This is a genomic window from Paenarthrobacter sp. OM7 (assembly GCF_029873575.1).
GTDB lineage: Bacteria > Actinomycetota > Actinomycetes > Actinomycetales > Micrococcaceae > Arthrobacter.
The window spans coordinates 25,650-44,331 of the sequence record NZ_CP123579.1 but is presented as its reverse complement, the minus strand read 5'-3'; the positions used below and the strand labels follow the sequence as shown (position 1 = coordinate 44,331).

The 18,682-nt window shown below is 62.6% G+C and carries 17 protein-coding genes and 1 tRNA gene; 12 read left to right on the top strand and 6 right to left on the bottom strand.

The genetic code is table 11. The features are described 5' to 3' along the window. Positions 1-32 precede the first annotated feature (32 nt). Positions 33-1,409 (bottom strand): NAD(P)/FAD-dependent oxidoreductase, encoded by a 1,377-nt coding sequence (locus tag QEH68_RS00220; RefSeq protein WP_242703655.1) that lies wholly within the window; start codon positions 1,407-1,409, stop codon positions 33-35. Positions 1,410-1,515: 106 nt separating this feature from the next. Between QEH68_RS00220 and QEH68_RS00215 the strand changes: the two genes are divergently transcribed. After that, positions 1,516-2,223, top strand: coding sequence for a TetR/AcrR family transcriptional regulator (locus QEH68_RS00215; protein WP_280625310.1), 708 nt, complete (start codon positions 1,516-1,518; stop codon positions 2,221-2,223). Between the two features lie 28 nt (positions 2,224-2,251). Here QEH68_RS00215 and QEH68_RS00210 read toward each other — a convergent pair whose 3' ends face one another. From QEH68_RS00210 to QEH68_RS00200, 3 genes are all read right to left on the bottom strand, one after another. After that, positions 2,252-3,076 (bottom strand): hypothetical protein, encoded by an 825-nt coding sequence (locus QEH68_RS00210; RefSeq protein WP_280625308.1) that lies wholly within the window; start codon positions 3,074-3,076, stop codon positions 2,252-2,254. Continuing rightward, positions 3,073-3,642 (bottom strand): sigma-70 family RNA polymerase sigma factor, encoded by a 570-nt coding sequence (locus tag QEH68_RS00205; protein WP_280625306.1) that lies wholly within the window; start codon positions 3,640-3,642, stop codon positions 3,073-3,075. Before QEH68_RS00205 ends, QEH68_RS00210 begins: the two co-directional genes overlap by 4 nt. 88 nt (positions 3,643-3,730) lie before the next feature. Further along, positions 3,731-4,204 (bottom strand): hypothetical protein, encoded by a 474-nt coding sequence (locus QEH68_RS00200; RefSeq protein ID WP_280625304.1) that lies wholly within the window; start codon positions 4,202-4,204, stop codon positions 3,731-3,733. Between the two features lie 145 nt (positions 4,205-4,349). On the opposite strand from QEH68_RS00200, the gene QEH68_RS00195 reads away from it, so the two are divergent. Both QEH68_RS00195 and QEH68_RS00190 read left to right on the top strand, forming a co-directional pair. Beyond that, positions 4,350-5,582 carry a histidine kinase gene (locus QEH68_RS00195; RefSeq protein ID WP_280625301.1) on the top strand — a complete coding sequence of 411 codons (1,233 nt, stop codon included), beginning with the start codon at positions 4,350-4,352 and terminating at the stop codon, positions 5,580-5,582. Beyond that, a complete protein-coding gene (locus QEH68_RS00190; RefSeq protein ID WP_242703461.1) occupies positions 5,579-6,205 on the top strand; it encodes a response regulator transcription factor in 627 nt (208 codons plus the stop codon). The genes QEH68_RS00195 and QEH68_RS00190 overlap by 4 nt, the downstream gene beginning before the upstream one ends. A 36-nt stretch (positions 6,206-6,241) precedes the next feature. On the opposite strand, the gene QEH68_RS00185 is transcribed toward QEH68_RS00190, so the two are convergent. Further along, positions 6,242-6,526, bottom strand: a complete 285-nt coding sequence (locus QEH68_RS00185; protein ID WP_280625294.1) for a hypothetical protein — start codon at positions 6,524-6,526, stop codon at positions 6,242-6,244. A 70-nt stretch (positions 6,527-6,596) separates the two neighbouring features. Here QEH68_RS00185 and QEH68_RS00180 point away from each other — a divergent pair, with 70 nt between their 5' ends. Together QEH68_RS00180 and QEH68_RS00175 are read left to right on the top strand one after the other, a co-directional pair. Beyond that, the gene (locus QEH68_RS00180) at positions 6,597-7,724 is read left to right on the top strand and encodes a mandelate racemase/muconate lactonizing enzyme family protein (protein ID WP_090822204.1); all 1,128 of its coding nucleotides are present in this window, start codon (positions 6,597-6,599) and stop codon (positions 7,722-7,724) included. Positions 7,725-7,734: 10 nt separating this feature from the next. Continuing rightward, on the top strand, positions 7,735-8,433 hold the full coding sequence (locus tag QEH68_RS00175) for a FadR/GntR family transcriptional regulator (protein ID WP_280625292.1): 699 nt from the start codon (positions 7,735-7,737) through the stop codon (positions 8,431-8,433). A gap of 138 nt (positions 8,434-8,571) precedes the next feature. Here QEH68_RS00175 and QEH68_RS00170 read toward each other — a convergent pair. Continuing rightward, positions 8,572-8,654 (bottom strand) — tRNA-Leu (locus tag QEH68_RS00170). 370 nt (positions 8,655-9,024) lie between these two features. Here QEH68_RS00170 and QEH68_RS00165 point away from each other — a divergent pair. Genes QEH68_RS00165 through pknB form a run of 7 tightly spaced genes read left to right on the top strand, consistent with a single transcriptional unit; the run spans position 9,025 to position 18,605 of the window. Continuing rightward, positions 9,025-9,774, top strand: coding sequence for a DUF3662 and FHA domain-containing protein (locus QEH68_RS00165; RefSeq protein WP_207595604.1), 750 nt, complete (start codon positions 9,025-9,027; stop codon positions 9,772-9,774). A gap of 5 nt (positions 9,775-9,779) precedes the next feature. Further along, positions 9,780-10,259, top strand: a complete 480-nt coding sequence (locus QEH68_RS00160) for an FHA domain-containing protein (RefSeq protein WP_172322000.1) — start codon at positions 9,780-9,782, stop codon at positions 10,257-10,259. A 3-nt stretch (positions 10,260-10,262) separates the two neighbouring features. Then, on the top strand, positions 10,263-11,957 hold the full coding sequence (locus QEH68_RS00155) for a PP2C family serine/threonine-protein phosphatase (RefSeq protein WP_280625288.1): 1,695 nt from the start codon (positions 10,263-10,265) through the stop codon (positions 11,955-11,957). After that, positions 11,954-13,381 (top strand): FtsW/RodA/SpoVE family cell cycle protein, encoded by a 1,428-nt coding sequence (locus tag QEH68_RS00150; RefSeq protein WP_089593071.1) that lies wholly within the window; start codon positions 11,954-11,956, stop codon positions 13,379-13,381. The genes QEH68_RS00155 and QEH68_RS00150 overlap by 4 nt, the downstream gene beginning before the upstream one ends. Beyond that, positions 13,378-14,835 carry a penicillin-binding protein 2 gene (locus QEH68_RS00145; protein ID WP_207595602.1) on the top strand — a complete coding sequence of 486 codons (1,458 nt, stop codon included), beginning with the start codon at positions 13,378-13,380 and terminating at the stop codon, positions 14,833-14,835. The genes QEH68_RS00150 and QEH68_RS00145 overlap by 4 nt, the downstream gene beginning before the upstream one ends. Further along, positions 14,832-16,676, top strand: coding sequence for a protein kinase (locus QEH68_RS00140; protein WP_280625280.1), 1,845 nt, complete (start codon positions 14,832-14,834; stop codon positions 16,674-16,676). Before QEH68_RS00145 ends, QEH68_RS00140 begins: the two co-directional genes overlap by 4 nt. A gap of 9 nt (positions 16,677-16,685) precedes the next feature. Beyond that, positions 16,686-18,605 (top strand): Stk1 family PASTA domain-containing Ser/Thr kinase, encoded by a 1,920-nt coding sequence (gene pknB / locus QEH68_RS00135; RefSeq protein ID WP_280625276.1) that lies wholly within the window; start codon positions 16,686-16,688, stop codon positions 18,603-18,605. The last annotated feature ends 77 nt before the right edge of the window (positions 18,606-18,682 follow it).

The window sequence follows — 18,682 nt, the reverse complement described above, 5'->3', positions numbered from 1 at the left end:
CCCCCGGCCTGCCGGTGCTCGTACGAAATGCCTTAGGCGACGGGCAGCGCGCTCAGCTTGTTGGCCTCAACAATGCGGGCGGCGGTTGCCTGGCCCATGCGGACGGCGCCGTCGACGTGCTGGTAACCCTCGGCCGCGAGGTCGGAGGAAGACCAGTAGATCGGTCCTACGTTGGCGTGCTGGTCCTTGCCGTAGCGGTGCAGGCCACCGAGGTCGTAGCTGGAAGCGTAGGCGCCGCGGGTCCATTCTTCGGAGCCCCAGTCGGATTCGTAGTAGACCTCGGGCGTGAGGGCCTTATCGCCCAGGAAGCCGGCGATGGACTCGAGGATGGCCTTCTTGCGGTCCTCGGCGCTGAGTTCGAAGACGGCGTCGGCCTTTTCGTCGGATACGAAGCCCACCAAAGTGCCGCGGGTGTCGCCGTGGTTGGTGTTGTCGTAGACCTCCTGGACCAGCGCGCCTGCGCTGAAGCCGGTGCCGGAGAGTCCTTCTTCGCGCCAGAACGGCGTGTCGTACACGGCGTGGACCTTGATGACCAGGCCCAGGGACTGGTGCTGGTGCATCTGGTGCTGGCGGCGCGGCAGCGGGGGCTCGAACGAGACGCGGGAGTACAGGTTCGGCGGCACGGCCATGATCACGTACCGCGCGTTGACGGTTGCCTGCTCGGACACGACAGTCACGTTGTTGTCGTCCCACTTGATGGTGCGGACGGGGCTGTTGAGGACGACGTCGTCGCCCAACTCTGCTGCCTGCAGCAGCGAGACCTGCTGCATACCGCCGATGACGCGCTTGTCCAGGATGAAATCCTCGTCCGTCAGGTGCGTGAACGAGCCGGCAGAGGCGGCCATGAGGACTGCCTGCAACGCGGAGAAGGCGTGGGCAGGCTTGGTGAGCATGCCGCCGGCGATGAAGAGGCCAATGTTGTTGCAGGCCTCTTCATCACTGGAGTTCTGGCGGAGCCAGTGGTGGAAGGAGATGGTGTCCAGCTCGCGTGCCTTGGGGTGTGCCCAGGGCTCGGTGGGGCCGATCTCGGCAGCGAGGCCGTCCAGGATGGCGACGAGCTTGTCCATCTCGGCCTTGGTGGTTTCGTTCACCGGGAAAGTGTCACCGGTGTACTGCGTGCGCTTGCCGTCTGCGCCGATGTAGACGGACTCGCCGTCGCGGTAGCGTGAGTACATTTTCAGTCCGAGCTCGTCCAGCAGCTCCATGAGCACCGTCTGGTCCGGGGAAACCCACTGGCCGCCGATTTCCAGCATGGCGCCGTCGATGGTGTCGGTCCAGGTGCGGCCGCCCACGCGGTCGCGTGCTTCGAGCACTGCAACGCTGAGTCCGGCCTTCTTCAATTCGCGTGCCGCCGTCAGCCCTGACGGTCCGGCACCGACGATCACAACGTCGCGATCAAGATTCTGCATGATGTCCTCTCCGTGGCCGTCCGTGGTGGCTGACCAATAAATGAATGCCATTCATTTATATCCATAGTAGCGTTGGAGTCGGCCGCTGTGAAGGCCCGATGGAATAATGCTGGGGACACAGGCAGCAGAAAGGCTTCCGATGCCCGCACCAACTCCCGCTCCTTCCGCGCTCCCCGCGCGCCGCCGCGCCGGTCGGCCGACCGCGGCGGTCCTGGACCAGGACGGCATCACGACGGCGGCACTCGACTTGATCAGCAGCAAGGGTTACGACGGACTCACCATGGCGGCCCTGGCACGCTCCCTCGGCGTCGCGCCTTCTGCCCTGTACAACCATGTAGCCTCCAAGGATGACGTGTTGCTGCTGCTGGAGGACCACTTGGCGGCGATGGTGGATGTCTCAGCCTTTGGGGTGGAGCCGTGGGATGTTGCCGTGCGTCGTTGGGCGTGGTCCTACCGGGATGTGTTCTCGGAGCATACGCCGCTGATCCCCGTGATTGCAGTACTTCCGGTGGCCAATGCCCCGAAGACCCTGGCCATGTACGAGGCCGTGACCGCAGGCTTCCGGGACGCCGGATTCCCCGAAGAAAAAATCATCTCGGCAATTGTCGCGTTGGAAGCCTTTGTGTTCGGGGCCGCTTACGACGTCACCGCGCCGGAGGACATCTTCGACGCCGGCCGCCTCGCCGAACAGGTCCCCAACTTCACGGCCGCCGTGGACCGGCTGGCCCTGGAACAGCATGCGCGTCCCACTGATGTTGCCTTCAGCTTGGGACTCGAGGCCCTGATTTCGGGTTTCGGGGCGCTGCGGGGGTAGGTTTTTCCTTTGATTCAAGGGTCGCCCGTCAGAGGCTGAGGTAGCGGATTTCGGTTGTGTTGTCGGTGTAGGTCACTTCGACAGGCACGGGTTGGTCGGACGAGTTTGTCAGTTCTGTGCCGGGAAACCAGAAGGCGAACTGGCCTTTGGAGACCGTGGCTGTGATCCGTTCGCCAGCCGCTGCGGTGTAAGCAATAGCCGCAACGTCAGCGCCTACCTTTCCGGACGCCATTGAGAGCGGGTTGTTGGCAATGACACCAGTTCCGAGCTGGGTGGCTCTGACTTCTCGGGACGAGAGCGGCTGACCGTCTCCGGGTTTTCCCACTGAGCCGATGGATCCCTTTTTGAACCATGGAGCCGTTGTATCCGTGGTGCAAGTTGCTTCGAACCCGCCGGATCCAGCGAGGACGACAGTAGTCCAAGCGCCGCGCTTTTCAGCGATGGCCACTTCTGCCGCTTCCAGATCGTTGGTAAACATTCCGTCCCCGACACCTTTAGTTGACCGGATGCAGTCGGAGACCGCGCTGTCGCGCTCGGCACCTATCAGCGCACCCGGCGCCGCGGTCCATGTCGCAAAGGCCGGGTCGCCTCCGGACAGTGCTGGCACCACGAGGAACCCAACTGTGGCGGCAAAAGCAACGGCACCCAACGCGAAGGTTCGACGACGACGGCCGCTTGGGTACGTCGTCGACTTTTTGTCTTCCACAGGTCCTGCGCCTCTGTCCGCAGAAGTTGGGCGGGATCTGAGGATCTGTTCCAGGTCGCTCTGCGAACGGCCCGGGTTGGGAGCTCCACTCTGCCCGGCTGCGTCCATGGAGCGCAGCAGCGTGTCGATATTCCGGCTGTTTTTCATGGTGTCGTGGCCTTTTCGGGAAACGTCGCTGGCGGCAGCGACTCATTCTGGGGGACGTGGTCAAGAAGCAGTCGCAGGGCCCGCCTTGCGCGGGTGAGCCGGAGCCTGAACGCGACTGGGGAGATGCCCACCACGTGCGCTGCCTGGGGTGCAGCCAGGTTCTCGAAGATTGCAAGCCCAAGGGCCTCTTGGTGGACTTCGGAGAGAAGGGCCCAGGCTCTGCCTAAGTCAACGCGGCTGCTGACCAGGTCAGCGTGGGAATCGACATGGGATGTGGCTGTCGTCTCAGCCAGGCGGACGCCCAGGGCCTGCCGCCGCTGTTCTCCGCGGCGGGCATTCAGCATGAGATTCCGTGTGATGCCAAAGAGCCAGGCCCGGGCGTCCTCCTGGTGCTTCGGCGCTTCCGAAAACCGCCGCCACACGATAAGAAATGCCTCAGCCACGATGTCCTCGGCATTCGCCGCATCCGCGCGACGCTGAACAAACTTGAGCAGGTCAGCATAGGCGGATTCGTAAAGCCCCCGAAAGGCGTCTTCCCCGTCGGGGGCTCTTGATAGGTAGCTCATACCCAATACTTGTCCGCCACGCAGCTAAGTGTGTTGCAGTCGCTCAAAATATTCTGGAATTCGAAGGACACGCCGTGTGCGAGATGCCCTAGCGGACAAGCGAAACGCCCAGAGTGGCCAGAATTCCGAACGCGGTCCCCCAAATAATGATTGAAATGACCTGCCAGAGGATGACGGCGTTCCTGGAGGCGCCGAAAGAGATCATGGCAACGGATGTGATCTGGCTGGGCAGGATTGTTGGGCCGATCAGGCTCACTCCTGCTACACCGAACTTATCGAAGGTGGCGCGCAATTTGGCGCGGCGCGGGGTGATTTCCTTGGTCGGCCTGTTTGCCGCCACTTTGGTGCGCACGCGGTGTGCGGCAAAGACAAAGATGAGCAAAGAGATGACGTTTCCCGCAACAGCCGCGGCTATGGCCACCGCGGGATTCAAACCGGTCAACACTCCCACCACAGCGCCGAAGTAGGAATCAACAAACGGGATGGCCGCTATCAGCACTACCCCGAGCCACTTCAACACGGGCGGTAGCGAGGACGTGAAATCTTGCAGGGACTCAATCATGGTGGCTGCTTTCATGGATGGAAAACGTTGACAGTCCCATCCTTCAGGGGCCAATCGGGGTCCATGTAGTGCCTTGCTGTCACTGTTTCACCTGCACTTTTTCAGATGAATCCATGACAAATGTCATTGCCCTACACTGGGCGTCATGCCAGCCGCCACGAACCTTGCAGCCACGAACCTTGAGGTTCCGCAGCCCACCGCACGCCCGGGTCGCAGCGTACGCACGACGTGGACGTACACCCTCGGTTCCATGGTGTTCATCCTCGTGGTTCTCGATTTCATGCTGGTCATTCTTGCCCTGGAACCGTTCACCTCCCGCTCCGAAGGCGTTGCCGGGCTTCTCCTTCTTGCACTGTTCATCGTGGTGGCCGCCCAAATCCGGTACTGCTGGTTCCTGCGGGCAGGCCTGAACGGAGGACTTCCGAGCACTCCCTGGACGCTGGCGCTGCTTGTTTCTTCTGTCGCCGTTTGGGTGTTGGGCCTGTTCTCTACCAGCAATGCGCTCATGTGGAGCCTGCCGCTGTGGTTGGCTGCGTCCCTGGTGGCTTGCCTGCTTCCTTCCCGCCAGCGGCTGGTCGTACTGGGCGCTGGCCTCGCAACGACGCTTTTGCATCCCACCATCTACTCGCTGCTGCATGGCCACAGCTACGGATTCCCGGAAGAGCCCGGCTTACGCATGCTTCTCAGCTATGCCGCATTGATGCCCGTGGTCTTGATCAGCAGCTTGTGGTGGTGGCGGATAGTTGTGGAGCTGGACAGGCACCGGCTCATGGCAGGGGAACTGGCCGTTGCCCAGGAGCGGCTACGCTTTGCCGCGGACCTGCATGATATCCAGGGGCACCACCTCCAAGTCATTGCCCTGAAGTCCGAACTTGCGGAACGACTGCTCACTATCGATCTCGATGCTGCCCGCGGGCATATTCACGATGCGCGGCTCTCCGCGAAACAGGCGCTGGAGGAAACCCGCTCCCTGGTCTCCGGATACCGCGGAACAGTTCTCGAAAACGAACTCGAGAACGCACGCGAAGTACTTTCGGCCGCTGGAGCGCATTGCGAACTCACGATTGACCCGATTCCTGGAAACCCCGACGTTCATAAGGCGCTGGCCATGGCGGTTCGCGAAGCCACCACCAACATCCTTAGGCACAGCGATGCAACACTGGCTTCCATCACGCTGGTTGCTTCCGCGGATAGCTGCAACCTCACCATTCGTAACAACGGAGTAACAAGCGATTCGCTCGTCAACAAGTCACCCGGCAATGGCCTTAAGGGCCTTCGCGAACGGATTTCGGCACTGGGTGGTCAGGTCGAAACGATCTTGGACGCGGAGCGCTTTGAACTTCAGGCATCGGTCCCCTCCCAAGGAATTGCTTCGTGAACGATCTTGATGACCTGCAGCGCATTCGCTTGCTGATAGCCGACGATGAACATCTCATCCGCGGCGCCTTGGAGGCTCTTTTGGGGCTGGAGCCTGACATCGAGGTGGTTGCCAGCGCCGACAACGGTGTCACCGCCGCGGAGTTGGCACTGGAGTTTCAGCCGGACATCTGCCTCTTGGATTTGGAAATGCCCAGGATGGACGGAGTCGAGGCAGCAACCCGCATCCTGGCAACCGTCACAACACGTGTCATCATCGTCACTCGCCATGCCCGCCCCGGGGTGTTGCGCCGGGCCTTGGCCTCGAAGGTTTCGGGTTTCGTTCCCAAATCCACCCCCGCTGAAGACCTGGCCCACGTCATCCGGGGCGTGGCCGGCGGCAAACGGTATATCGACCCTGAAATTGCAGCTACGGCCCTGGCCGCCGAGCGCTGCCCCCTCACCGACCGCGAACTTGATGTATTGAGGTACAGCAGGTCAACGTCCAGCGTGACGCAGGTTGCCGGGCAACTGCGGCTCGCCCCCGGAACCGTGCGCAATTACCTGTCCTCGGCAATGATGAAACTCGGGGCCGTTTCGCGGCACGAAGCGGCGGAGAAAGCCTGGCAACAGGGATGGATCTGATGATCCCGCACCCGGTCGAGCCCGCCTGAACGTTCATCATTCCAACACCACTGCCCGGCCCACCTTCAGCCACCCTTCAGTACCCTCTGTTTCGGAAGCGCTCACAAACCACATCTTGCGCGGGATCACCGTCCCGGCACCCGTGGTGTACGCCTCCACGACCAAGGCGGGCTTGCCGCCGTCGTCGACTATTTCAGCGGCTGCGGAAGCGCCGTCCGAGAAGGTGACCACCAACTGCGCCCCTGATCCGTGAACTTTGACAACAGCCCCGGGAAACAAGTGAGTATGTGATGCCTCGGCAGTCGCCACAACGATCCCCACCCCTTGTAGTATAAGTTTACAACTTGTATCCTAAGTGGCAGGCAAGGATGCCGCACCCACTAGGAGAACCATGAGCACCGTAGATCTCATTCGCCACGTCAAGCTGTCCACGGCTCGTTTGCCCCTCACCGTACCGATCAGCGACGCGAAAGTCTTCACCGGCAGGCAGAAGCCCATGACCGAAGTAGTGTTCCTGTTCGCCGAGATCACCACGGAGCAGGGCCACAGCGGCATCGGCTTCAGCTACTCCAAGCGTGCAGGCGGACCCGCACAGTACGCCCACGCCAAGGAAGTCGCCGAAGGCATTATCGGCGAGGACCCGAACGACATCGGCAAGATCTACACCAAGCTCCTCTGGGCCGGCGCATCGGTGGGCCGCTCGGGCGTGGCAACGCAGGCACTTGCCGCGATCGACATCGCACTCTATGACCTCAAAGCCAAGCGCGCCGGACTCCCTCTGGCCAAACTGCTCGGCTCCTACCGCGACTCCGTCCAGACCTACAACACCTCAGGCGGCTTCCTCAACGCCACACTGGACGAGGTCAAGGAACGCGCCACCCGGTCCATCGATGAGGGCATCGGCGGCATCAAGATCAAGGTCGGACTGCCCGATTCCAAAGAAGACCTGCGTCGCGTGGCCGGAGTCCGCGAGCACATCGGCTGGGACGTCCCGCTTATGGTGGACGCCAACCAGCAATGGGACCGTGCCACGGCGCTGCGCATGGGCCGCCAGTTGGAGGAATTCAACCTCATCTGGATCGAAGAACCGCTGGATGCCTACGACTTTGAGGGCCACGCACACTTGGCCCAGGTCCTGGATACGCCCATTGCAACGGGCGAGATGCTCGCATCCGTTGCTGAACACAAGGGCCTCATCAACGCCAACAGCTGCGACATCATCCAGCCGGACGCACCCCGCGTCGGCGGCATCACCCAATTCCTGCGCCTCGCCGCCCTCGCGGATGAACGCGGACTCGGCCTGGCACCGCACTTCGCCATGGAGATCCACCTGCACCTGGCCGCCGCGTACCCACGCGAGCCGTGGGTGGAGCACTTCGACTGGCTCGACCCCCTGTTCGAGGAACGCCTGGAGACCAAAAACGGCCGCATGATCGTCCCGGACCGCCCCGGTTTGGGAGTCACGCTCAGCGATCAGGCCCGCGCGTGGACCACGGAATCAGTGGAGTTCGGCGCGTAATCTTGAACTCATGAGCCGAAACCTGACCGCGGATCTCGCCGCCGACCTCCGCAACCGCATCGTCGACGGCGCCATCCAACCAGGAGAGAAGCTCCCCAGCGAAAACACCCTCATCAGCGAGTTCGGGGTGAGCCGGACGGTCGTCCGCTCGGCCCTGACCCGACTGCAAGCCGAGGGATTGGTGGAAACCGAACGCGGGCGCGGCAGCTTCGCGCTGACCCCGCCCGCGGAAGGTCCAGCAGCAGCGCCAGGAACACGCTCGGTATCCAGCATGGAAGACCGGCTGCACATGCTCGATTTCAGGATCGGCGTCGAGACTGAGGCTGCTGCTTTGGCCGCGAAAAACCACTCCGAGCACCAACTCAAGGCGGTCCACGGCGCCTTGGAGCAGTTCACCGCGAGCTCAGGCCACCCGGCGCACTCCATGAAAGCGGATTTCGAGTTCCACCGCGCTGTGGCTGCAGCTACAGGCAACCCCTTTTATACGGATTGCATCTCCGCCCTGGGCCAAACCATGATCACCATGCCCCGCCCGCGCCTCGTCGCCAGCGAAGACCAGGACTCCCCCGAACGCTTCGCCCAGGTCGTCCACGAGCACTCCTCTATATACGCAGCAATCGCAGAGGGTGATCAAGTGGCTGCCGCGGCAGCCATGCGCCTGCACCTGAGCAACTCACGACGCCGGTTCACGGGTTCTGCGCGCAGCTGAAGGTTCCGCGCGCCTCACCCAACTAGGTAACAGCAACTGCTCCTACGAAGCGCCAACAGAACGTTATCTGTCACCCAGTTGGGATCCCCTGGAAAACAAAAGAGCCCCGGTCCTAAGACCGGGGCTCTTTCAATTGCGTGCGCGAGGGGGGATTTGAACCCCCACACCCTTTCGGATACTGGCACCTGAAGCCAGCGCGTCTGCCGTTCCGCCACTCGCGCGCAACTTCTTTTTCCAGATTCAGCGGGTTTCCCAGCTTCGATTCCTTCAAAAGCAGCGAGATCAAGCATAACGGACATTCCCGGCAAAACACCAATCGGGAGATGGCACCCCCTCCGCGAGACCCCGGAGCCCGGAAAAATCCCGTCCCAGCGGCGGAACTCCACGGAAATTTCATGGGCCGCCTCCCGCACCAGCGAGGGCCGGGAGCGAACTTTTCCGGGTCGCAAGGCGTTGTGGATTAAGGCCATTCCCAGTCAGTCCCAGTAGTATCGGGAAGTGGAAGGGCCGTCAGGCGCGTACTTCGCCGTGTGCGCAGACGGACTATCGGACCAGGCACAACGGGTGCCGCGGCAAGGAAAGGAGAAGGACATGGGTTTGCTGGACAAAGTCGAGCGCGGCATTGAAAAAGCCGTTCGCAACGTCTTCTCCACAGGGTCGCGGGCACGTGTTGAGCCGGTGGAGATTGCGAGCAAGTTGAGGCGCGAGTTGGACAACAAGTCCATCACCATCGCTGCCGGCCGCACCCTCGCTCCCAATGTCTTCGATGTCCTGCTCAGTGACGAAGATTTTGCCAGGGCCCAGGAATGGGGAACTCCCTTGGCAGAGGAACTCTGCGACGTCGTCATCCAGCACGTCCGCAGCCAGGGCTACACGCTCCAAGGCGCAGTCAGGATTTCGTTCCGCCGCAATGACGAAGAACGTGCCGGGCACTTTGAGATCACTTCCCGGACCGAAAAATCCTCCGATGACGCCGCACCCGCCCCCCAGGCCCCACGGGCCAACGTTCCGGCCGCACCGGCCCGGCGTCCCACCCGTCTCCAGCCAGTTCTGGACATTGGTGGCCAGCGGTACTCCCTCAATGCCCAGTCCGTGGTGCTGGGACGCTCCTCGGAGGCCGACATCCTGGTGGATGACACCGGCGTCTCCCGGAAACACCTTGAGGTCCGCACACAGAACGGCAGCACGTGGGCCGTTGACCTTGGCTCCACCAACGGCAGCTACGTCAACGGGCATAAGGTAAACGGCAGCGTGGAACTTACAGACGGCTCAACCATCACGATGGGACGTACCAAGATCATTTTCCGCCTTCTCCCCCAAACCCCGGGTGGCAACGCGTGAACGACATCAGCGAACTGACCATCACAGCGCTTCGCTTCGGGTTCCTCCTGCTGCTGTGGGTCTTGATCTTCAGCATTGTCTCCACCATGCGCCGCGACTTCCAGATCGGCCGTAAAGCCGTCACCGGAGTTCCCACAGCCCGCGAAGTCCGCAAGCATCCGGAACTGGCTGCTTCCCCGCCGCCAGCCATCCAGCATGCCCGCAATCTGGTGGTGACAGAGGGTCCACTCAAGGGCACCACTGTCCCCTTGGCCGCCAGCCCCATTCTTTTGGGCCGCGCGCAGGAAGCCACCCTGGTCCTGGAAGACGACTACGCTTCGGGCCGGCACGCACGCTTGTTCCCGCAAGGCAGCCGCTGGTTCATTGAGGACCTGGGCTCCACCAACGGCACCTACTTGGCCGATCAACAGCTCACCCGTGCATTGCCGGTTGAGCTTGGCGTCCCCGTGAGAATCGGCAAGACGGTCATTGAATTGAGGCCGTAGTCCATGGCCTCCCCCGAGACCACCGAAGGCAAGGAAAAGCCCGCGGAGCGCCCGCTCATCATGCGCTACGCGGCGCGTTCCGACGTCGGACGGATCCGCTCCAAGAATGACGACTCCGCGTACGTGGGCCGCCATCTTGCAGTCGTGGCCGACGGTATGGGTGGTCACGCCGGCGGCGATGTTGCCTCGGCGTCAACGGTGCTGGACATGATCCACCTCGATCATGACGACTATCCTGACGGCGCAGAGACTGTCCTCGCGGATGAGATCCAGACGGCCAATTCGCTGCTTTCGGAGCTTGTTCACCAGAATCCCAAGCTTTCCGGCATGGGAACTACTGTGACTGCCCTCCTCCTGGAAGACCGCAAGCTCCACTTCGCGCACATTGGTGACTCCCGCGCATATCGGCTGCGTAACAAGAAGTTTGAGCAAATCAGCATCGACCACACGTTCGTGCAGCGGCTCATTGACGAGGGACGCCTGCGTCCCGAAGAAGCCGAAACCCATCCCCACAAGAACGTCCTGATGCGCGTCCTTGGCGACGTCGATGCCAGCCCGGAACTGGACTTGGACGTCCTCGACGTCGAACCCGGCGAACGCTGGCTGCTCTGCTCCGATGGCCTCAACTACGTGGCCGGGCACGTGGTGGAGCGCATGGTTCGTGAGACCAAGGACCTTCGCGAATGCGCTGAGATCCTGGTTGATCTCACGCTGGAAGCCGGCGCCCCGGACAACGTCACCGTAGTGATGTTGGAGATCGTGGAAGAGACCGACGACGACGTCAACACGGCCGCCGTCGACGTCGTTCCGGCTGCGGCGCTTGCCGCGGTGGACGAGCCCGGGGCGGTCACCGCCTCCAAGCCCTCTGTGGGTCCTTCCGCCACCAAGTCGGCCGAGGACGCGCAGGCCGAGCCCAAGGAGAAGGCCGCGAGGGAGGCCGAAGCTGGATCGTCATTCAGTGCCACCGACCCCAGCGCCACAGACGACGAATCCGACGAGGCGTCCACATCCTCGGATGAGTCCAAAGAACCTCCCATCACCACGGATCCGCACCTGGGCGAGCACCTGTCCGCTGAGGTCCTGCGCGAAGAATTGGCCAGCCGCCCCCATGAGCTGGTCGGCGCTGCGGCAACAGCTGCGGAGACCGGCTCCATCCCTACTGTGGCAGGCCGGACGGTTGCCCGCAGGGCTGCCACCGTCCTCACCCACAAGGCCGAACAGGATCGACTGGACGTCGAGGAACCTGCACGGCGCCGCGTCCGCTGGTTGATGCCCGCCGTCGCAGCGGTTGTTGTAGTGGGAGTCGTAGTTGGCCTATGGCTTGGCTACGCGTGGACCCAAACCCGTTATTACGTGGGCGAATACGATCAGCGCGTCGCTATCTTCAATGGCATCTCGCAGCGACTCGGCCCCATCCAGCTCTCCCGGCTCGAAGCCGTAACCGATATCAAGGTGGATTCATTGCCGGAATACGGTCAGCAGAGCGTACGCCAGACGGTTCCCGCAGGTGACCTCGACGACGCACAGGCCATTGTGGAGAACCTGAAGAACACCGGCAGCGCCTCAGCCAACTGCCCCACCACTGCTCCGGCGACAGCGACAGCCACGCCGTCGCCCACCAGCACTGTGCCCGTACCGAGTACTGCAGCCGTTGCTACACCTTCGCCCGTCCCGACTCCCTGTGAGGCGGCCAAGTGATACAGACTGAAACTGCTCCCAAACCACGCCGGAACGTTGAGCTTGTCCTCATCGTGCTGGCCCTTGCCGTGGGCGTAGGCGCGAGTGCCTTGGTGAGCATAAATTCCGACGTCGGGCTAGACCGGGACTTCTGGTTCCAGTCGAGCTTGCTGGCCGTGGCGGCTTTTGCCTTCCACATGGTCCTCAGGCTCCGCGCGAAGTATGCCGATCCGGTAATACTTCCCATTGTCGTGGCCTTGAACGGTCTGGGGCTTGCCCTGATCCACCGCATGGACGGTCCAGGTGACGATACGGGCAACAACCAGCTCCGCTGGACCCTGATTGCCATGGCAGTATCCATCGCCGTGATCTGGTTCCTCAAGGACCACCGGATTTTGCGCCGCTTCACGTACATCTCACTGGCAGCCAGTGCGTTCCTGCTGATCCTCCCCTTGATACCGGGCATTTCCGCCGGTGAAATCCTCGGTGCCCGCGTCTGGATCCGAGTGGGACCCATGACGTTCCAACCAGGTGAGATCGCCAAGATCACGCTGGCCATATTCTTTGCCGGGTACCTTTCCTCCAACCGGGATCTCATCCTCTTGGCCGGCCGGAAGATCGGCCCCATGCAGTTCCCGCGGTTCAAGGACCTCGGGCCCATGATCACCGCTTGGCTGGTGAGCATTGGGGTCTTGGTCTTCCAACGTGACCTCGGTTCTTCCATCCTCTTCTTCGGCCTGTTCATCGTGATGATTTACGTGGCCACCAGCCGTATCTCCTGGGTTGTCATTGGCCTGCTGCTGATCCTTGGCGGCGGATTCATTGCCTCGCAGATCTTCTCGCACGTGGCTTTCCGCATCGACAGCTGGATCAACGCCTTCACCCCGGAGGTCTTCGGCAGGTCGCCCGGTGGCAGTGGGCAGATTGTGCAGGGCTTGTTCGGCATGGCCGACGGCGGGCTGGTTGGTACGGGCCTTGGCCAAGGCCGCCCGGACCTGGTTCCGTTCGCCAACAGCGACATGATCGTGGCCCTCATCGGCGAGGAACTTGGCCTGATCGGCCTCTTCGCCGTAGTCATGCTGTACCTGCTGCTCTTCACGCGCGGCTTCCGCGCCGCCCTCGGTACCCGCGATGCCTTCGGGAAACTCCTGGCGTGCGGCCTGTCCTTCGCGATCGCCCTGCAGTGCTTCGTCGTCATCGGCGGTGTCACCCGGCTCATTCCGTTGACGGGCCTGACCACACCCTTCCTGGCAGCCGGTGGTTCCTCGCTCTTGGCCAACTGGATCATCGTCGGCTTGCTGCTCATGATCTCCAACACGGCCCGCGGGCCGGTGGACACCACTCCCATGGTGGGCAAACCCCCTGCCAGCAGCAGCGCGCCCGCACGTAAACCCACCACAGGACAGACACCCAGCGCACCAACAGAGGCGGTGAAGCACCAATGAACCAGGCTATTCGCAGCTCCTGGATGGCCGCCGTCGCCATGTTCGCGTTGATCTTCGGCGCCATCAGCTATGTCCAGGTGATTGGCGCTGACGACCTCAACGCCAATCCCTGGAACCAGCGCGCCATCCTCGCCTCGTTCTGCAACGACCGCGGCGCCATCATCGTCGGCGGCAAGCCGGTGGCTGAGTCTGTTGCCGGCACAGAGTCCTGCGCGTTCCAGCGCAAGTACAACCAGCCTGAGCTCTACGCCGGCATTACCGGTTACTTCTCCAAGGGCTTCGGTTCAACCGGCTTGGAACTCTCCATGGAGGACACCCTCGCCGGCAACTCGGACCAGCTCTTCCTGGACCGCATCAGCCAGATGTTCCTGGGCAACGAGCCGAAGGGTGCATCGGTAGAACTGACCCTGGATCCTGAAATCCAAAAGTTGGCCTATGACCTCATACCCGATGGCCAGCGTGGATCCATCGTGGTCACCAACCCGAGGACCGGTGCCGTTCTGGCCATGGTGTCCAAACCGTCCTACGACCCCAATCTGATTGCAACCCATGACACGGCCGCCGCAGAAGCGAGCTACGCAGAGCTGAACCAGGTCCCGGGCATCAACCTGAACCAAAACGTCAGCGGCCCCACGGGCAACCTGCTCTCGCCGGGTTCGGTCTTCAAGCTCATCGACACAGCTGCTGCTCTGAACTCAGGCAAGTACAACAAGGACAGCGAGCTGCCGAACCCCAGCAGCCTGCCGTTGCCCGGTTCCAGTGCCAGCCTGCCCAACTACGCCGGTGGCAACTGCAACGTCCGGGAGACGGCGTCGTTCGCCTTTGCCCTGGAGCAGTCCTGCAATACTCCGTTTGCCAGCATTGCGCTGGACCTGGGCCAGGATGCCATCCGCGAACAGGCACAGAAGTTTGGCTTCGGCGAGACCTTCGGCGATCAGCTCAAGCTCCAGCAGGCGCCCAGTATTTTCCCCGAGGACCTCGATCAGGCCCAGCTCGCACAGTCCTCCGTGGGCCAGCGCGACGTCAAGGCCACCCCGCTGCAGATCAACATGATGACGGCCGCGATCGCCAATGGCGGTGTGCAGATGAAGCCGAACCTGATCAAGACGGTCCGAGCTCCTGACCTCCGGGTCATCAGCGAACTCAGGCCCGAGGCGCTCCGTACCAGCACCACCCAGCCCATCGCGGCCCAAATCACCGAGTGGATGACCAGTGCCGTGGACAACGGCATTGCCAAGGGAGCAGCCGTGTCCGGGGTCAAGGTAGCCGGCAAAACCGGTACTGCGGAGCTCGGCGATTCAGGTTTGAACAACTCATGGTTTACCGGGTTCGCCCCGGCTAACGACCCGCAAGTAGCCGTCACCATCGTCATGGAGGGTGTGGATGTGCTCAGCGGTGCCCAGCTAACCAGTCCGAACGCAAAGAAGATTTTTGAGGCGGTGTTGAATAAGTGAGGCCTACTTCGGGAATCACACTCGGCGGCAGGTTCCAACTGACCAGTCGCATTGCGATTGGCGGCATGGGCGAGGTCTGGAAGGCCAAGGACCAGATCCTCGGCCGGATCGTTGCCATCAAGGTGCTCAAAGAGGAATACACGGGTGACCCCGGGTTCCTCCAGAGGTTCCGTGCTGAGGCACGGCACACCGCCCTCCTCAACCACGTGGGCATCGCCAACGTCTTTGATTACGGCGAAGAAGCCGGCTCGGCCTATTTGGTCATGGAGCTCGTTCCGGGTCATCCCTTGAGCGGAATCCTCGAGCGGGAGCAGGTGCTGTCTCCGGACATGACGCTCTCCATCATCGCGCAGACAGCCCGCGCCCTTGCCGTGGCACACGCGCAGGGCCTGGTCCACCGCGACATCAAGCCCGGCAACCTGCTGATCACGCCGGACAACCGCGTCAAGGTCACCGACTTCGGCATTGCCCGTTTGGCGGACCAAGTTCCGCTGACACAGACCGGCCAGGTCATGGGCACCGCCCAGTATTTGGCTCCTGAGCAGGCAACCGGCCAGACCGCCACGGGTTCCTCGGACATCTACTCACTGGGTGTCATCGGCTACGAGTGCCTCACCGGCCACCGTCCGTTCTCCGGCGAATCGCAGATCGCCATTGCCCTGGCGCAGGTCAACGACGCGCCGCCGCCCCTGCCGGAGACCTTGCCGACACCCGTCCGTGCCCTCTTGATGTCCATGCTGGCCAAGGATCCCAAGAACCGTCCTGCCAACGCGATCAAGTTGGCCGAAGCGGCCGAGGCCATCCGCAACGGCGACATCGCCACGGCCCATGCCGCCGTACCCGGCATGCTGCTGTTCGAATCCACTACCGGACCCATCACAGCGCCTGTAGACACCGCGACGGCCCCCACCGGCGTCGTCACCTCGCCTTACGGAAAAGAGCAGTCGTCGACGGCGACCTCCGCACTTCCGGTGCTGGGCGCCGGTGCAGCCGGAGCTGCTGTGGGAGCGGCCGCGGCCTCGTCCGACAATCCGCTGTCACGCGCCAACGCCCTGGAGGCAGAGCGTCAGCTGAACGACGACGAGGAAGTCGTCTACACCGATGACGAGAACTTCGACGATGGCGAGCCGGAACGCAAGAAGCGCAGCCCCTGGACTTGGCCGATGGTTGCCTTGATCCTGCTGGTGCTGTTCGCGCTGGTCGGTTTCCTGATCACCCAGTCCGGGTTCTTCTCGCCGACCCCCAGCCCGAGCCAGTCCACCACTGCCAGCACCAGCCGGTCGGCGAGCCCGACGTCGACCTCGGCTACGCCAACAGCGACGACACCTCCTCCTACGTCCGAGGCACCCTCGCCGACGCAGTCAACGCCGCAGAAGATCAACGTGATCCCCGAGCAGTATCTGGGTCAGCCCTTCCAAACCGTCAGCGCGGAACTCCGCAATCTGGGCCTCGGCGTCGACGGTGTGGAGGTCTTCAACCCGGCTGCTCCAGGGACCGTGGTAGACATCAACCCCACAGGGCCTGTTGATCCGGGACAAACCATCACGGTTCAGTACTCCAAGGGACCTGAAGCGGTCGCCGTCCCCACCATCAGCGTGGGAGCCAGCGAGTCACAGGTTCGCGCGGCCATTGAGGGCGCCGGACTGCGGTGGGTAGCCGGGGATCCGGTGAACGGAGCCGTAGGCCAACAGGCCGGTACGTTCGTAAGGTCTTCGCCGGCGGCTGGAGCTGAGGTTCCCGCAGGTTCTACAGTGACCTACTTCCTGTCCAAGGCCGTTGTACCCACCAACCCCGGTTCCTCAAGCGCCAGCCCCAGCGGCACTGGCAGCCCGAGCAACTAACTGAGTCCCATGTCTACGCCACGCCAAGGTCCCGCGCATCGAGAGGAGAGCACACCTGTGTCTTCACAGCGCATCCTCAATGAACGCTACGAACTCGGTGATTTGATCGGTCGTGGTGGCATGGCGGACGTATACCGCGGAACGGATACTTTGCTGGGGAGGACCATCGCGGTCAAGATCCTGCGTGCAGATCTGGCCCGCGATCCGCAGTTCCAAGCCCGGTTCAAACGTGAGGCACAGGCCGTTGCGGCGTTGAACCATCCGTCCATCGTGGCCATTTTCGATACCGGCGAATATTCCGTCCCGGGTGGCCCCGGCGAGGATGTTCGTGTTCCGTACATCGTCATGGAATACGTCGCAGGGCGCACCCTGCGGGACATGATCAAGGCGAACGAACTGGGCGTTGAGAATTCCATCGGCTACACCCTCGGTGTCCTGGCCGCTCTGGAATACAGCCACCGTGCGGGAATCGTCCATCGCGACATCAAGCCAGCCAATGTCATGGTTTGTGCTGACACCGGAGACGTCAAAGTCATGGACTTTGGCATTGCTCGCGCCATGGCAGATTCCGCTGCCACCATGACCCAAACCCAAGCCGTCGTAGGCACGGCACAGTACCTTTCACCGGAGCAGGCCCGCGGCGAAACCGTGGACGCCCGCAGCGACCTCTATTCGGCCGGTTGCCTCCTCTATGAACTGCTGACCAGCCGGCCGCCGTTTGTCGGCGACAGCCCGGTCTCGGTGGCCTACCAGCACGTCCGCGAAATCCCGGATATGCCCAGCTCGCACAATCCCGACGTTTCCGAAGCCCTCGACTCGGTCCTTGCCAAGGCCCTGCAGAAGAGCCGGACAGACCGTTTCCAGGACGCTGCTTCCTTCCGCCGCGCCCTGCGCGCGGCAAGCAACGGCATTCCCGTCCCGGCTGTCCCGGCAAGCGAGGCACCCACTGATCCGAACGACCTTGTGGACCAAGAGGACCCGGATACCCAACTCCTGAGCTCCACCGCAGTGGGCTTTCTTGCCGCTGACCAGTTCAAGGAAGCGGAGTATAAGGACGAGCCCGCTGAACAACAGCCGGAGGAGGTCCTTCCTTTGGGCCTCCCACCGGAACGCGAGCGTACAGCGGGCCAGAAGAGCCGCCGTCGTGCGTGGGCTGCAACTCTGGTGATCTTCACTCTTATCGTGCTGGCAGGCGGCGGTTTCTGGCTTTACAACCTCATGAACGCGCAACCGCCGGTCCCGGCCAAGATCGCTGTGCCCGTGGTGGCCAACATGACAGAGTCCCAAGCCATCCAGGAACTCTATTCGGCCAAGCTGGTGCCTAAAACGGTGCGCGAAGCCAGTGACACGGTGGCCAAGGACATGACCATTGGCACATCGCCCACTGCAGGTTCAATGCTCGACCAGGACGCCGAAGTTGTCCTCAAGATTTCCAGCGGACCCAGCTCGGTAACCATTCCGGCCGACATCGTGGGCCGTACGGAGCCCGACGCCCGTGACGCCCTGCGCAGGCTGGGTATCACCGGCGATATCGTGACTGTCCGGACGCACAGCGCTACTGTGCCTGTGGGCTTAGTGATCAACACCGGCCCGGCCCCCGGCGGAGCCATCGCCATCAGCTCCAAGGTGGAACTCCAGGTCTCCTCGGGCAAGGTACTCATGCCCCAGCTGATTGGCTTGCCGGTGGCTGAAGCGGAAGCCTCGCTCAAGACCAACGGCTTGCCCATGGTGGTGGTGGAGCAGGAGAACTCCGAGGTAGCGCCAGGCACCGTGACGGCCCAGAGCGAGACGTTCAACACCGAAGTGGATCAGGGTAAGTCCGTCACCATCACGGTGGCGAAGGCCCCCGTCACCCCGACGCCGACCCCCACTTCGACACCCACGGAGACGGACAAGCCGACCCCCAAACCGACGGCCACCAAGAAATAGCCGGACCGAAGGCAGCGGGCCGGCGCCCGGAAGCGTGCATCAAAGCGAGGAACGAGCTAGCACGCGGAGGGCGGCGG